Source organism: Streptococcus sp. HMSC034B05 (assembly GCF_001809055.1).
In the GTDB taxonomy this organism is placed as follows: Bacteria; Bacillota; Bacilli; order Lactobacillales; family Streptococcaceae; genus Streptococcus; species Streptococcus constellatus.
Genome location: NZ_KV795590.1, coordinates 1 through 14411 on the forward strand (window position 1 = coordinate 1; position 14411 = coordinate 14411).

Below are 14411 nucleotides of genomic sequence, written 5' to 3' on the forward strand. Positions count from 1 at the left end.
GTGACTGAGAACTATTTTGTCTCAGACTCCTTTTATGCAAAAAAAGCTTTGTATAGTGCTTTTATAGCTGCTTTTTCTTGTTCGGAATTGATGACAATCATGATTGAAACTTCACTTGATCCTTGGGAAATCATTTGGATATTAATGTGATTATCTGATAGTGCTTTAGTTGCGGTAGCAGTCAAACCGATGTGACTTTTCATTTTTTCACCGACAATCATAATGATTGAGAGATCGTGTTCGATTTCTGCGTGGTCGACTTCTAACTTTTGTCTTAATTGACGAAGAATTTCTTCCTCTTTAATGGGGGTTAATTCACGATCCCGAAGAATAATAGATAAGTCATCGATACCGGTAGGCATGTGCTCCCAGCGGATATTTAGATCTTCCAATATTTGCAGAACTTTTCTACCAAAACCGATTTCACGGTTCATGAGGTATTTAGACATGTTAATACTGGTGAAATGGGCATCTGCAGCAATACCTACTACAGGGAAGTCCCTGTTGCTGTGCTTTAAAACAATTTTTGTACCAGGATGAGTAGGGTTATTTGTATTTTTAATAACGAGTGGAATTTTCCCACGGTAAGCTGGAATGAGTGCTTCGTCATGTAATACAGTAAAACCTGCATAAGCTAATTCACGCATTTCACGATAGGTTAATTCTGGAATGGAATGTGGCATGTGAATAATGCCAGGATGAGCTGCGAAAATACCATCAACATCTGTAAAATTTTCATAAAGATCAGCTTTTACACCTGCAGCAATAATGGAGCCAGTAATATCAGACCCACCACGTGAAAAGGTGCAAATCTGGTCGTCTTTTGTTACTCCAAAGAATCCTGGTATAATCAATACTTCATCAGCTTCATTTAATTCTTCGATTTTATCATAACTGGAGGGGAGAAGTCGCGCATTTCCTGGTTCACTGGACACAATAAGTCCTGCTTCTCTGGGATGAACATAACGTGCATTTATCCCATTTTGGGAAAAATAGGCTGCAATAAGTTTCGCATTATTATTTTCACCTGCAGCAAGAAAAGTATCATATAGGAATTTATTATTTTCGATAGGAAGGCTTGCGAGCTTTTGGATACTTTTTGAAATTCTTTCTAGAATATTTGGCTTGAGCTCCAGTTCTATCGCCATGTCTTGATAGCGCTGAATAATCCATTGTTGATGTTTTGTTACGTCATTACCAGCAACATAGTCTCGATAATATTTAATGAGGGCATCTGTTACCTTTGTATCTTGCGCGTTTCGTTTTCCGGGAGCAGATACAATCACAAAACGCCGTTCAGAATCTTCTTTGATAATCTGTAATACTTTTGCTAATTGGGTAGCAGAGGCAAGTGAGCTTCCTCCAAATTTAACAACTTTCATAACTTCTCCTATTGACTAATTGTTTAAATTATAGCAAAATTCTGAACTTTTTTCAAATTCACCTTCCCTCCTTGCAAAAGCAATTATTTTATGCTAGAATGTAATCGCATTATTTGATAGTCAAATAATTTAATTTACAAAGAAAATAATTGTCGGAGGCAATTAAATGCAATTTGAAAATATTTTATATAGCGTTAATGACGGTGTTGCAACATTGACTTTGAATCGCCCAGAGGTTTCCAATGGGTTTAATGTTCCCATGTGTGAAGAAATTTTAAGAGCGATAAAAATGGCTTCTGGAGATGAATTAGTTCAAATATTGCTAATTAATGCAAATGGAAAAGTGTTTTCTGTTGGAGGGGATTTGGCAGAAATGCAGCGTGCGGTGGAGGCAGATGATATTCAGTCTTTGGTCAAAATTGCTGAATTGGTCAATGAAATTTCTTACTCAATGAAACAATTATCTAAGCCGGTCATTATGAGTGTAGATGGGCCAGTCGCTGGTGCAGCAGCTAATATGGTAGTCGCCGCGGATTTCTGTATTGCAACGGATCGTTCTCGTTTTATTCAAGCTTTTGTGGGGGTAGGTCTTGCTCCTGATGCGGGAGGATTGTATTTGCTTGCAAGAGCGATCGGTGTGACGAGAGCAACTCAATTAGTGATGACAGGTGAGGCATTGAATGCTGAAAAGGCCTTGGATTATGGGCTGTTGTATAAGGTTTGTGAAGTTGAAAAATTAGGTAACGTGACAAGTCAGTTGATTAAGAAATTAAAGCGACATTCTATAAATTCCTACCAAGCTATTAAGGAGTTGATATGGGAGAGTATGTTTGCAGGTTGGCAAAAATATGCTGATTTGGAATTAAAATTGCAGAAATCTCTCGCTTTTACAGAGGATTTTAAAGAAGGAGTTCGAGCCTATGCAGAAAAACGTCGTCCTAAATTTTCTGGGAAGTAAAAAAGTAGTTGCAATTTATTTTGATATCTGATATACTTTTTTAGTCAAATGTTTTGATGATAAAAGTTTTTTGTTAGAGGAGGATAGATTTTTGGATTACCAATTGGTCAATGATTATTTAACGTCTATTTTCAATAATGTATTGGTTATTGAAGAATCTAGTTTGAGAGGCAGTCGCTTCAAGGATATCTCTATCAAAGAAATGCATACGATTGATGTGGTTGGAAAGAATCCCAATGCAACCCCTAGCAGTGTTGCGAAGGAATTGATGGTGACATTAGGAACCGTAACAACTAGTTTAAACAACCTTGAAAGAAAAGGTTATATTGAACGAACACGTTCGGAAGTTGATCGCCGTGTGGTTCATCTAAATTTGACAAAAAATGGCCGACTGATTTATCGTTTGCATAGACGATTCCACAAGAGAATGGTTGAGAGAATCATAGACGGAATGGACAGCAATGAGATGGAAGTGATGGGGAAAGGGCTAACTAATCTGTATCATTTTCTAGAGGATTTGAAATAATGAATTATGCTAAAATTAGTCAAGTTGCTCATTATGCTCCGAGTCAGGTGGTTACAAATGATGATTTGGCAAAAATCATGGATACGAGCGATGAATGGATATCCAGTCGAACAGGAATAAAGCGTCGACATCTGTCACGAACGGAGTCAACGAGTGATCTGGCTACTAAAGTGGCAAATCAATTGTTGAAAAAGGCGAACATCAATGCAAATGAGCTTGATTTTATCATTGTAGCAACTATTACCCCAGACTCTATGATGCCTTCAACGGCTGCACGAGTTCAAGCAAATATTGGCGCCCATCATGCCTTTGCGTTTGATTTGACAGCAGCTTGTAGCGGCTTTATTTTTGCCCTGTCGATGGCTGAGAAGTTAATTTCCTCAGGTCGTTATCAGAAAGGTCTTGTTATAGGAAGTGAAACTTTATCAAAAGTCCTTGACTGGTCTGATCGATCAACTGCGGTTCTTTTCGGTGATGGTGCTGGAGGAGTGCTTCTTGAAAGTTCCTCGAAACAGCATTTTCTCGCTGAAAGTCAATTTACGGATGGTTCGCGTGGGGAAAGCTTGACTTGTGGTAAATATGGTTTGTCCTCACCTTATTCCGAAAAGGAAGAAGCGGCACTATATTTAACGATGGATGGTCGTAAAATTTTTGATTTTGCTATTCGAGATGTGGCAGCTTCTATTAAAGACACGATTGAATCCAGTAATGTTCAAGTAGAGGATATTGACTATTTACTATTACATCAGGCCAATATTCGCATTTTAGATAAAATGGCGAAAAAAATTGGTGTAGCAAGGGAAAAACTTCCTGCGAATATGATGGAATATGGGAATACGAGTGCGGCGAGTATTCCAATTCTTTTATCTGAGTGTGTTGAAAAGGGGTTCATTCATCTTGATGGCAGCCAAACAGTTTTGCTATCAGGATTTGGTGGAGGTTTGACATGGGGCACACTTATTGTTACAATTTAGTTATTATGTGGTAATCACATGAATATAAATATTTATTTTTAAAGGAGTCTATCATGGCAGTATTTGAAAAAGTACAAGAAATTATTGTGGAAGAACTTGGCAAAGAACCTTCAGAAGTTACTCTTGAGTCAACTTTTGATGACCTTGACGCAGATTCATTGGATTTGTTCCAAGTTATCTCAGAAATTGAGGATGCATTCGATATTCAAATTGAAACCGAAGAAGGATTGAACACAGTTGGTGACTTAGTTGCCTATGTTGAAGAAAAAACAAAATAAAAAGTTGAAACGGGGCTGAGATAAGATTCTCGCCCTCTTTTGAAAAAAGTATTGAGGTAGGCAGTGAAGTTAACTGTATAACCGATTTGCTTGAGAAAAAAGAACAGTAAAGAGTTAATTTTGTCGGAGTGGGATAATGAAGTCTATAGTTGGATGATATGTTCCGCTCCCTCTTGTTTAGGTAATAGTTTGATTTTCAAAGTATACAAGTGCTTGAATTGAAAGGATTGAGCCATTACTTAAGCAACATGTAAGGAGGTATTATGCAAACACGTGTCACAGAATTGTTAAATATTAAATATCCTATTTTTCAGGGTGGGATGGCCTGGGTTGCTGATGGTGATTTAGCTGGGGCTGTATCTAAAGCTGGAGGTCTTGGAATTATTGGTGGTGGTAATGCGCCAAAAGAAGTTGTTAAAGCTAATATTGATAAGATTAAATCATTAACAGACAAGCCTTTTGGCGTGAATATTATGCTGTTGTCTCCTTTTGTGGAAGATATTGTTGATTTGGTCATTGAAGAAGGTGTCAAGGTTGTGACAACTGGCGCAGGAAATCCAAGTAAATATATGCAACGATTTCATGACGCTGGGATTACAGTCATTCCAGTGGTACCAAGTGTAGCATTGGCTAAGCGAATGAAAAAAATTGGCGCAGATGCAGTTATTGCTGAAGGGATGGAAGCAGGAGGTCATATCGGAAAATTAACGACTATGACACTGGTTCGTCAGGTTGTTGAAGCGATTGATATCCCTGTGATTGCAGCAGGTGGAATTGCAGATGGTCGTGGTGCAGCTGCAGGCTTTATGCTTGGTGCAGAAGCTGTACAAGTGGGGACACGTTTTGTTGTCGCAAAAGAGTCAAATGCACATCAAAATTATAAAAATATGATTTTAAAAGCCCGTGATATTGATACGACTATTTCTGCTCAACATTTTGGTCATGCAGTACGAGCTTTGAAAAATAAACTGACTAGAGAATTTGATCAAGCAGAAAAGGATGCGTTTAAGCAAGAAAATCCAGATTTAACTGTTTTTGAAAACTTGGGTGCAGGAGCTTTGGCAAATGCAGTTGTTCGGGGGGATGTGGAATATGGATCAGTCATGTCAGGACAAATTGCGGGGCTTGTCAGCAAAGAAGAGACAGTTGAAGAAATTTTGAAGGATATATACTACGGTGCAGCAGAGGTAATCCAAAAAGAGGCTAGCCGTTGGGCAGGAGTAACTAGAAATGACTAAAACAGCCTTTCTATTTGCAGGTCAGGGAGCTCAGTATTTGGGAATGGCTCGTGACCTTTATGATCAGTACAATGTAGTGCGAGCAACCTATGATGAAGCAAGCCAAGTGTTAGGTTATGATATAAGAAATTTAATTGATCGTGAGGAAGAAAAACTCAATCAGACACGGTATACTCAGCCAGCGATTTTGACGACTTCGGTTGCTATCTATCGGTTATTGCAGGAGGAAGGAATACAAGCTGCCATAGTAGCAGGTCTTTCTCTTGGAGAATACTCTGCTATGGTAGCCGCTGGTGCTTTGGAGTTTACAACGGCGGTTGATTTGGTGGCAAAGCGTGGTGTTTTTATGGAGGAGGCAGCTCCTGCTGGCTCTGGTAAAATGGTTGCGGTTTTAAATGCTGATTTGGCTACGATTGAAACGGCCTGTCAAGAGGCTAGTCAGCTGGGAATTGTATCACCAGCAAACTACAATACACCTAGCCAGATTGTTATTGGCGGTGAAGTTAAAGCGGTTGACAAAGCTGTGGAATTGTTAAAAGAAGCTGGCGTGAAACGTTTGATTCCACTCAAAGTTTCTGGCCCATTTCATACAGGTTTGTTAAAGCCAGCTAGTGATAAATTGTCAAAAGTTTTAGCAGCAGTCGAATTTACTGATTTTAAACTCCCTTTGGTAGGAAATACAGAAGCTGCTGTCATGGAAAAAGAACGGATAAAAGAGCTATTAACCCGTCAGGTAATGGAGCCGGTTCGTTTTTATGACAGCATTGCCAGAATGCAAGAAGCTGGTGTAACAAAGTTTATCGAGATTGGTCCTGGAAAAGTTTTGTCTGGTTTTATGAAAAAAATTGATAAGACAACTAATGTTTATCAAGTAGAAGACGCGAAGAGCTTGACTGCTTTTCTAGAAAAAAGGAATAGGTATGGAACTTAAAGGAAAAAATATTTTTATAACTGGTTCAACACGTGGCATTGGACTTGCAATGGCTCATAAGTTTGCAAGCTTAGGTGCCAACATTGTTTTAAATGGTCGCCGTGAGATTGGTGAGGAGCTCATTTCTGAATTTTCAGATTATGGAGTTCAGGTGATTCCGATATCTGGTGATGTATCAGATAGTACAGATGCTAAGCGAATGGTAGAGAAAGCTATTGAAAAACTTGGAAGCGTGGATATTCTGGTCAATAATGCTGGTATCACAAAAGATAAACTTATGTTGAAATTAACTGAGGAAGATTTTGAGCAGGTTTTGAAAGTGAATCTTGTTGGTGCTTTTAATATGACGCAAGCGGTTTTGAAGCCAATGACAAAAGCTCGTCAGGGTGCTATTATCAATGTATCTAGTGTTGTCGGCTTGATTGGGAATGTCGGTCAAGCAAATTATGCAGCTTCTAAAGCTGGGCTTATTGGTTTCACTAAATCTGTAGCGCGTGAGGTAGCAGCTCGTAATGTACGAGTAAATGCTATTGCACCAGGCATGATTGAGTCAGATATGACCGATGTTTTGTCTGATAAAGTAAAAGAAGCTACACTGGCTCAGATTCCAATGAAGCGCTTTGGTAATACCAGTGAAGTGGCAGAAGTAGCGACCTTTCTAGCTCGTCAAGAGTATTTAACAGGACAAGTTATTGCTATTGATGGTGGCTTAGCCATGTAACGATAAATTAAGTTGGACAAAAATAGAAGGTTTTGAAGAGATATTTTTCTTAGCTATAAATCAGAATAAAGGAGTTCGATATGAAACTAAATCGAGTTGTTGTAACAGGATACGGACTGACTTCACCTATCGGGAATACACCTGAGGAGTTTTGGAATAGTCTTGTAAACGGCAAGATTGGAATTGGTCCAATCACGAAGTTTGACAATAGTGATTTTGCTGTTCACAATGCAGCAGAAGTTCAAGACTTTCCTTTTGATAAATATTTTATCAAAAAAGATACCAATCGTTTTGATAACTATTCTCTTTATGCACTTTATGCCGCACAGGAAGCTGTAAATAACGCAAAGTTAGATGTTGAAAGCATCAATCATGACCGTTTTGGTGTTATTGTCGCATCAGGTATTGGTGGCATTAAAGAAATTGAGGATCAGGTTCTTCGCTTGCACGAAAAAGGTCCAAGACGTGTCAAACCAATGACGCTACCAAAAGCTTTGCCGAATATGGCAGCTGGGAATGTCGCTATGCGCTTTGGCGCAAATGGAGTTTGTAAATCCATTAATACAGCATGTGCTTCATCAAATGACGCTATCGGAGATGCTTTTCGCTCTATAAAATTTGGTTTTCAAGATGTTATGCTCGTTGGTGGGGCTGAAGCATCTATTACACCATTTGCTATCGCTGGTTTCCAAGCTTTGACGGCTTTATCTACAACTGAAGATCCAGTTCGTGCTTCTATTCCATTCGACAAAGATCGGAATGGATTTGTTATGGGTGAAGGTTCTGGGATGCTGGTTCTAGAAAATTTGGAACACGCTGAAAAACGTGGAGCAACGATTTTAGCAGAAATTGTTGGTTATGGTAATACTTGTGATGCTTATCATATGACCTCCCCACATCCAGAAGGAGCTGGTGCGATTAAGGCGATGAAAATGGCACTTGAGGAAGCTGAAATTTACCCTTCAGACATTGCTTATGTGAATGCTCATGGAACTTCTACACAAGCTAATGAAAAAGGTGAAAGCCAGGCAATTGTCGCTGCTTTAGGAAAAGAAGTACCAGTTTCTTCCACAAAGTCTTTTACAGGTCATTTACTTGGAGCAGCTGGAGCTGTTGAAGCTATTGCAACTATTGAAGCGATGCGTCATAGCTTTGTACCAATGACTGCGGGAACACAAGAACTCTCAGACTACATGGAGGCAAATGTTATCTATGGTCAAGGGAAAGAGTATGATATTCCTTATGCTATCTCAAACACTTTTGGTTTTGGTGGGCATAATGCGGTTCTTGCATTCAAGCGCTGGGAGGCTTAAATGAATATTAATGAAATCAAAGATTTGATGGCTCAATTTGACCAATCAAGTTTACGCGAATTTTCTTATAAAAATCAAAGCGATGAATTAACTTTCAGTAAAAATGAAGGACAAGTTGTGACACCATCTGCCAGAGTAGTTCCGCAAGTAGCGCCAATCCAGCCTTCGGTAGGTATCGCAAATACTCTTTCACAAACAGAAATGCTGGCTCCAGATACAACTGAAGAAACAGTATCTGTAGCAAAGCCAGAGGCAGCTGAGGGCGATGTGGTTGAAAGTCCTTTGGTTGGGGTGGCTTATTTAGCCGCTGGTCCGGATAAGCCACCGTTTGTATCAGTTGGTGATCAAGTGAAAAAAGGTCAGACCTTGATGATTATTGAGGCCATGAAAGTCATGAACGAAGTGCCATCACCTAAAGACGGTCTGGTTACAGAAATTCTGGTCCAAAATGAAGAAATGGTTGAATTTGGGAAAGGGCTGGTACGCATTAAATGATTGATATCAATGCAATAAAAGAAGCGCTTCCTCACCGCTACCCGATGCTGTTGGTGGATCGCGTTTTGGAAGTCAGTGAAGATGAAATTGTCGCTCTTAAAAATGTGACAATTAATGAGCCTTTCTTTAACGGACATTTTCCTCAGTATCCTGTTATGCCTGGCGTTCTCATTATGGAAGCTTTGGCTCAGACTGCTGGTGTGCTGGAATTGTCTAAAGAAGAAAACAAAGGTAAGCTAGTCTTTTATGCTGGTATGGATAAGGTCAAGTTCAAGAGACAAGTTGTTCCAGGTGACCAGCTTATCATGACTGCTAAATTTGTCAAACGTCGTGGAACAATTGCTGTTGTGGAAGCTAAAGCAGAAGTTGACGGGAAGTTAGCAGCAAGTGGTACTTTAACTTTTGCACTCGGACAATAAAAGGAGATTTCACCATGTTTCGTAAGATTTTAATTGCCAACCGTGGGGAAATTGCGGTACGAATTATTCGAGCGGCCAGAGAATTAGGAATTACGACAGTAGCAGTTTATTCAAAAGCTGATAAAGAAGCTCTCCATACCTTACTGGCAGATGAAGCAGTTTGTATTGGTCCAGCAAAGTCTACAGAATCTTACCTCAATATGAATGCAGTATTGTCAGCAGCTGTTTTAACAGGCTCTGAAGCAATTCATCCGGGTTTTGGCTTTTTGAGTGAAAATTCTAAGTTTGCGACCATGTGCGAGGAAGTTGGCATTAAATTTATTGGTCCGTCGGGAGCGGTAATGGATTTAATGGGTGATAAAATCAATGCGCGTTCTCAGATGATTAAGGCGAATGTGCCTGTAATCCCAGGTTCTGATGGTGAAGTTCATACGTCAGACGAAGCACTTGCGATTGCAGAAAAAATTGGCTATCCAGTCATGCTCAAAGCTTCTGCTGGCGGTGGTGGCAAAGGTATTCGGAAAGTTGAAAAGGCAGAAGATTTAGCAGCTGCCTTTGAATCGGCTTCTAGTGAAGCCAAAGCAGCTTTCGGAAATGGTGCTATGTACATGGAACGGGTCATTTATCCGGCTCGGCATATTGAAGTTCAAATTTTGGCTGACCAACATGGTCATGTCGTTCACTTAGGTGAACGCGACTGTTCGCTTCAAAGAAATAATCAAAAAGTGTTGGAAGAAAGTCCGTCGGTTGCAATTGGTAAGACCCTTCGTTGTCAAATTGGTGAAGCTGCTGTACGAGCTGCTCAATCTGTTGGCTATGAAAATGCAGGGACGATTGAATTTTTGTTTGACGAAGGAAAAAGAGAATTTTATTTCATGGAAATGAATACTCGAGTTCAAGTTGAACATCCGATAACAGAATTTGTAACAGGGATCGATATTGTTAAGGAACAGATAAAAATCGCTGCGGGGCAAGAGCTAGCTTTTGGTCAAGAAGATATACATATAACGGGACACGCTATTGAATGTCGAATCAATGCTGAAAACCCTGCCTTCAACTTTGCACCAAGTCCAGGAAAGATTTCCAATCTTTATTTGCCAAGTGGTGGTGTGGGGCTGCGTGTAGATTCAGCAGTTTATCCAGGTTATACGATTCCACCTTATTATGATAGTATGATTGCCAAAATTATTGTGCATGGTGAAAATCGTTTTGATGCACTAATGAAGATGCAACGCGCACTCTATGAATTAGAAATTGATGGTGTGGTGACAAATACTCGCTTTCAAATGGATTTGATTGCTAATCCAAATGTTATTGCCGGAGATTATGATACAGCTTTTCTTATGGAGAAATTTTTACCAGCTTATCAAGATAAAAAATAAAGGAGTAAGTAGAATTCATGGCTTTGTTTTCAAAAAAGGATAAATATATTCGCATCAATCCAAATCGTTCTAATCGCGAAACGCCTCAATCAAAGCCTGAGTTTCCCGATGAATTATTTTCAAAGTGCCCAGGTTGTAAACATATCATTTACCAAAAAGATTTAGGAAGTGAACGTATTTGTCCACAGTGTGGTTATACGTTTCGTATTTCAGCTTTTGAACGTCTCAATCTGACCGTAGATGCCAATAGCTTCGAGGAATTGTTTACAGGGATTGAAACGAAGGATCCTCTGAATTTTCCGAATTATTGTGAGAAATTGAAAAAGATTCGCGAAAAAACAGACTTGGATGAAGCAGTGCTCACAGGAATTGCTACAATTGATGGACAAAAGACGGCTTTGGGAATTATGGATTCCAATTTTATCATGGCATCTATGGGAACGGTTGTTGGTGAAAAAATTACTCGTCTTTTTGAATATGCCACAGCACATAGGCTACCTGTCACTTTGTTTACCGCATCTGGTGGTGCGCGCATGCAAGAGGGGATTATGAGTTTAATGCAAATGGCTAAAGTGTCCGCAGCAGTGAGACGACATTCCAATGCTGGCTTGTTTTATTTGACAGTTTTAACTGATCCAACAACAGGTGGAGTGACGGCTTCATTTGCCATGGAGGGAGACATCATCTTGGCTGAAACGCAAGCGTTAGTTGGCTTTGCAGGTCGCCGAGTGATTGAAACCACTGTCCGCGAAAAATTGCCAGACGATTTTCAAAAAGCAGAATTTCTGCTTGAGCATGGTTTTGTTGATGCCATTGTCAAGCGCTTGGAATTGCGTTCCACCATTGCTAGACTGCTTGCTTTCCATGGAGGTAAACAATGACGAAGATTACTCGAATTATTAAAGAAGCACGAGATCAGGCGCGGTTGACAGCTTTGGATTTTGCACAAGGAATTTGTGAAGATTTTATTGAATTGCATGGAGATCGCTCTTTCCGAGATGACGGAGCGGTAATTGGTGGTATTGGAACTCTGAATAGCCAGCCAATCACTATTGTAGGGATTCAAAAGGGACGGAACCTTCAGGATAATTTGCGCCGTAATTTTGGTCAGCCTCATCCAGAAGGGTATCGGAAGGCACTTCGTTTGATGAAGCAGGCAGAGAAATTTGCTCGTCCTATTGTGACCTTTATTAATACAGCTGGTGCTTATCCAGGGGTTGGGGCTGAAGAGCGCGGCCAAGGAGAAGCGATTGCGCGTAATTTGCTCGAAATGAGTGATTTAAAGGTGCCAATTATCGCTATTATTATCGGTGAGGGCGGATCTGGTGGTGCGCTCGCTTTAGCGGTCGCAGATAGAGTGTGGATGCTCGAAAATTCGATTTATGCCGTTCTCAGCCCAGAAGGTTTTGCTTCCATTTTATGGAAAGATGGCAGTCGTGCTATGGAAGCAGCGGAACTCATGAAAATCACCTCTCATGAACTTCTTGAGATGAAAGTAGTAGATAAAGTCATTGCTGAGACAGGGCTTAGAAATCAAGATTTACTGAATGCTGTGAAGCAGGAAATTGTAGAAGAACTTACTCATTTATCTAAGCAACCAGTTGAAGAATTGTTAGAAAATCGCTATCAACGATTTAGAAAATACTAATAAAATAGAGCAGAAGATAGTTTTCTACACTGCTCTTTTTATTTTTGCAAATCAGTTTTTTCGCTTTATTTTTTGATATAATAGGTAATAGACAAAAGGAGAAGAGATGTTTATTATTGATTTTATCTTGCATATTGACGAGCATATTTACAATATTGCCAATGCAGTAGGTGGCTGGACTTATCTGATTTTATTTTTGGTGATTTTTATTGAAACAGCTGCTGTTGTATTTCCGTTTTTGCCGGGAGACAGCTTACTTTTTGCCGCCGGTGCCTTATCAGCCAATCCAGAAATGCATTTTAATGTTCTGCTTTTTATGCTCCTATTTTTCGTTGGGGCTTTCGTTGGTGATACCTGTAATTTTTTTATTGGCAGAACCTTGGGCTATCGTTTTGTACATTATAAATTTTTCAGCAAGTTGATAAAAGAAGAGAATATCAAAGAAGCAGAGGTGTATTTTGAAAAACATGGCTCCTCTTCCATTATTTTAGGACGTTATATTCCCATTATTCGTACCTTTGTGCCTTTTGTAGCAGGCATTAGTCAATTCCCTATTCATTCTTTTCTGAAACGAACTTTTATTGCTGCCTTATCTTGGTCTTTGATTGCGACAGGGGCGGGTTATCTTTTTGGGAATATTCCCTTTGTGAAAACTCATTTTTCAGCTATTATTTTTGGAATTGTCATTGTCACTTTACTCCCAACTGTGATAAGTATTATTCGCAGTGCAATGATTAAAAAGCGAAACAATCAAATGAAGAGATAAGAAAACTCTGAGATGATTTGAAAATCTCAGAGTTTTTATGTTACTTCGGTGCGATGACATCTACACCACCCATGTATGACCGTAGCACTTCTGGAATCGTAACAGAACCATCTTCATTTTGATAATTTTCAAGAATAGCTGCAACGGTACGACCAACTGCAAGACCAGAACCATTCAAAGTATGTAGAAGTTTAACTTTGCCGTCTGCTTCGTCACGGTAACGAATTTGAGCGCGACGAGCTTGGAAATCTTCGGTATTGGAACAGCTAGAAATTTCACGATAGGTGTTTTGAGCTGGAATCCAGACTTCCAAGTCGTAGGTCTTAGCAGCAGAGAAGCCCATATCCCCTGTAGAAAGTGCGACGACGCGGTAAGGCAGATTTAGCTTTTGCAGGATGTTTTCAGCGTTTGCAGTCATCTTTTCCAGCTCTTCATAAGATTCTTCTGGTTTGGCAAATTTGACCATTTCCACTTTGTGAAATTGATGCAAACGAATCAAACCACGGGTGTCACGACCGGCAGAACCAGCTTCAGAACGGAAAGACGGACTCATGGCTGTGAAGTAGATTGGCAAGTCTTTCCCGTCTAAAATTTCCCCTCGGTAGTAATTTGTCAAAGGAACTTCAGCAGTTGGAATGAGAACATAATTAGTGTCGCTCACTTCAAAAGTATCTTCTTTGAATTTTGGATATTGACCAGTACCAAACATAGAATCGTGATTAACCATGTAAGGGGGGATGACCTCTGTGTAGCCCTCTTTTTGATGCTCGTCTAACATGAAATTATAAATAGCGCGTTCTAGACGAGCTCCAAGTCCTTTGTAAAAGAGGAAACGAGCGCCGGTTACTTTTGCCCCGCGTTCCCAGTCGAGAATATCAAGATTTTCACCAAGATCCCAGTGAGCTTTTACATCAAAGTCAAACACACGTGGCGTCCCCCAACGGCGAACTTCTACATTATCGTCTTCGTCAGCACCTACCGGCACACTATCGTGAGGAATATTTGGCAAAGTCGTTGTAAACTCGGTTAATATAGCGTCAATTTCTGCTAACTCTGCGTCTAATGCTTTAATTTCAGCAGATAATTTTTGCATGGCAGCAATTTTATCATCAGCATTGTCTTTATTACGTTTCGCTTGGGCAATTTCTGCTGAAACCGTGTTACGCTCTGCTTTTAAATTTTCAACCTTGACCAAGAGTTCACGGCGTTTGCTATCAAACTCTTTCATTTCATCAAGTGTTGCAGCGTCAACGCCACGAGTTGCTAGTTTTTGTGCAATAGTATCAAAATCTGTGCGAATGCGTTTAATATCTAACATAAGACCTCCTAGAATAAAAGTGCACCTGTGAAACTGTTGGAGTGGCAGGGCCACGGTTCCAT

16 protein-coding genes are annotated in these 14411 nt (G+C 39.9%); 14 read left to right on the forward strand and 2 right to left on the reverse strand.

The genetic code is table 11. The annotated features are described in order from the left end of the window. Positions 1-32: 32 nt before the first annotated feature. Entirely contained in the window at positions 33-1382 is a 1350-nt protein-coding gene (locus tag HMPREF2542_RS01090) for an aspartate kinase (protein ID WP_058670151.1), read from the reverse strand. Positions 1383-1548: 166 nt separating this feature from the next. Between HMPREF2542_RS01090 and HMPREF2542_RS01095 the strand changes: the two genes are divergently transcribed. The 14 genes from HMPREF2542_RS01095 to HMPREF2542_RS01160 all read left to right on the forward strand — a co-directional run bounded on the left by HMPREF2542_RS01095 (position 1549) and on the right by HMPREF2542_RS01160 (position 13031). Next, the gene (locus HMPREF2542_RS01095) at positions 1549-2340 is read left to right on the forward strand and encodes an enoyl-CoA hydratase (protein ID WP_058670152.1); all 792 of its coding nucleotides are present in this window, start codon (positions 1549-1551) and stop codon (positions 2338-2340) included. A gap of 91 nt (positions 2341-2431) precedes the next feature. Further along, positions 2432-2866 carry a fatty acid biosynthesis transcriptional regulator FabT gene (locus tag HMPREF2542_RS01100; protein WP_003070414.1) on the forward strand — a complete coding sequence of 145 codons (435 nt, stop codon included), beginning with the start codon at positions 2432-2434 and terminating at the stop codon, positions 2864-2866. Beyond that, positions 2866-3840, forward strand: a complete 975-nt coding sequence (locus HMPREF2542_RS01105; protein ID WP_006267378.1) for a beta-ketoacyl-ACP synthase III — start codon at positions 2866-2868, stop codon at positions 3838-3840. The genes HMPREF2542_RS01100 and HMPREF2542_RS01105 overlap by 1 nt, the downstream gene beginning before the upstream one ends. Positions 3841-3893: 53 nt before the next feature. Continuing rightward, a complete protein-coding gene (locus HMPREF2542_RS01110; protein WP_003026017.1) occupies positions 3894-4118 on the forward strand; it encodes an acyl carrier protein in 225 nt (74 codons plus the stop codon). 263 nt (positions 4119-4381) lie between these two features. Further along, positions 4382-5356: an enoyl-[acyl-carrier-protein] reductase FabK gene (gene fabK / locus HMPREF2542_RS01115; RefSeq protein WP_039676482.1), complete on the forward strand. Its 975-nt coding sequence runs from the start codon at positions 4382-4384 to the stop codon at positions 5354-5356. After that, complete coding sequence (fabD, locus tag HMPREF2542_RS01120; RefSeq protein WP_058670153.1) at positions 5349-6287, forward strand: ACP S-malonyltransferase; 939 nt, start codon at positions 5349-5351, stop codon at positions 6285-6287. The genes fabK and fabD overlap by 8 nt, the downstream gene beginning before the upstream one ends. Further along, on the forward strand, positions 6277-7008 hold the full coding sequence (gene fabG / locus HMPREF2542_RS01125; RefSeq protein ID WP_058670154.1) for a 3-oxoacyl-[acyl-carrier-protein] reductase: 732 nt from the start codon (positions 6277-6279) through the stop codon (positions 7006-7008). Before fabD ends, fabG begins: the two co-directional genes overlap by 11 nt. 80 nt (positions 7009-7088) lie before the next feature. Beyond that, complete coding sequence (gene fabF, locus HMPREF2542_RS01130) at positions 7089-8321, forward strand: beta-ketoacyl-ACP synthase II (protein ID WP_037597844.1); 1233 nt, start codon at positions 7089-7091, stop codon at positions 8319-8321. Then, entirely contained in the window at positions 8322-8816 is a 495-nt protein-coding gene (gene accB, locus HMPREF2542_RS01135) for an acetyl-CoA carboxylase biotin carboxyl carrier protein (RefSeq protein ID WP_058670155.1), read from the forward strand. Beyond that, positions 8813-9235, forward strand: a complete 423-nt coding sequence (gene fabZ, locus HMPREF2542_RS01140) for a 3-hydroxyacyl-ACP dehydratase FabZ (protein WP_003070400.1) — start codon at positions 8813-8815, stop codon at positions 9233-9235. The genes accB and fabZ overlap by 4 nt, the downstream gene beginning before the upstream one ends. Before the next feature lie 14 nt (positions 9236-9249). Continuing rightward, the gene (accC, locus tag HMPREF2542_RS01145) at positions 9250-10617 is read left to right on the forward strand and encodes an acetyl-CoA carboxylase biotin carboxylase subunit (RefSeq protein ID WP_070484125.1); all 1368 of its coding nucleotides are present in this window, start codon (positions 9250-9252) and stop codon (positions 10615-10617) included. A gap of 17 nt (positions 10618-10634) precedes the next feature. Then, on the forward strand, positions 10635-11498 hold the full coding sequence (gene accD / locus HMPREF2542_RS01150; protein WP_070484128.1) for an acetyl-CoA carboxylase, carboxyltransferase subunit beta: 864 nt from the start codon (positions 10635-10637) through the stop codon (positions 11496-11498). Next, entirely contained in the window at positions 11495-12265 is a 771-nt protein-coding gene (locus HMPREF2542_RS01155; protein WP_039676493.1) for an acetyl-CoA carboxylase carboxyl transferase subunit alpha, read from the forward strand. Before accD ends, HMPREF2542_RS01155 begins: the two co-directional genes overlap by 4 nt. Positions 12266-12371: 106 nt before the next feature. Further along, positions 12372-13031: a VTT domain-containing protein gene (locus HMPREF2542_RS01160; RefSeq protein WP_070484131.1), complete on the forward strand. Its 660-nt coding sequence runs from the start codon at positions 12372-12374 to the stop codon at positions 13029-13031. A 40-nt stretch (positions 13032-13071) separates the two neighbouring features. Here HMPREF2542_RS01160 and serS read toward each other — a convergent pair whose 3' ends face one another. Next, positions 13072-14349, reverse strand: coding sequence for a serine--tRNA ligase (gene serS, locus HMPREF2542_RS01165; RefSeq protein ID WP_070484134.1), 1278 nt, complete (start codon positions 14347-14349; stop codon positions 13072-13074). Positions 14350-14411: the final 62 nt, after the last annotated feature.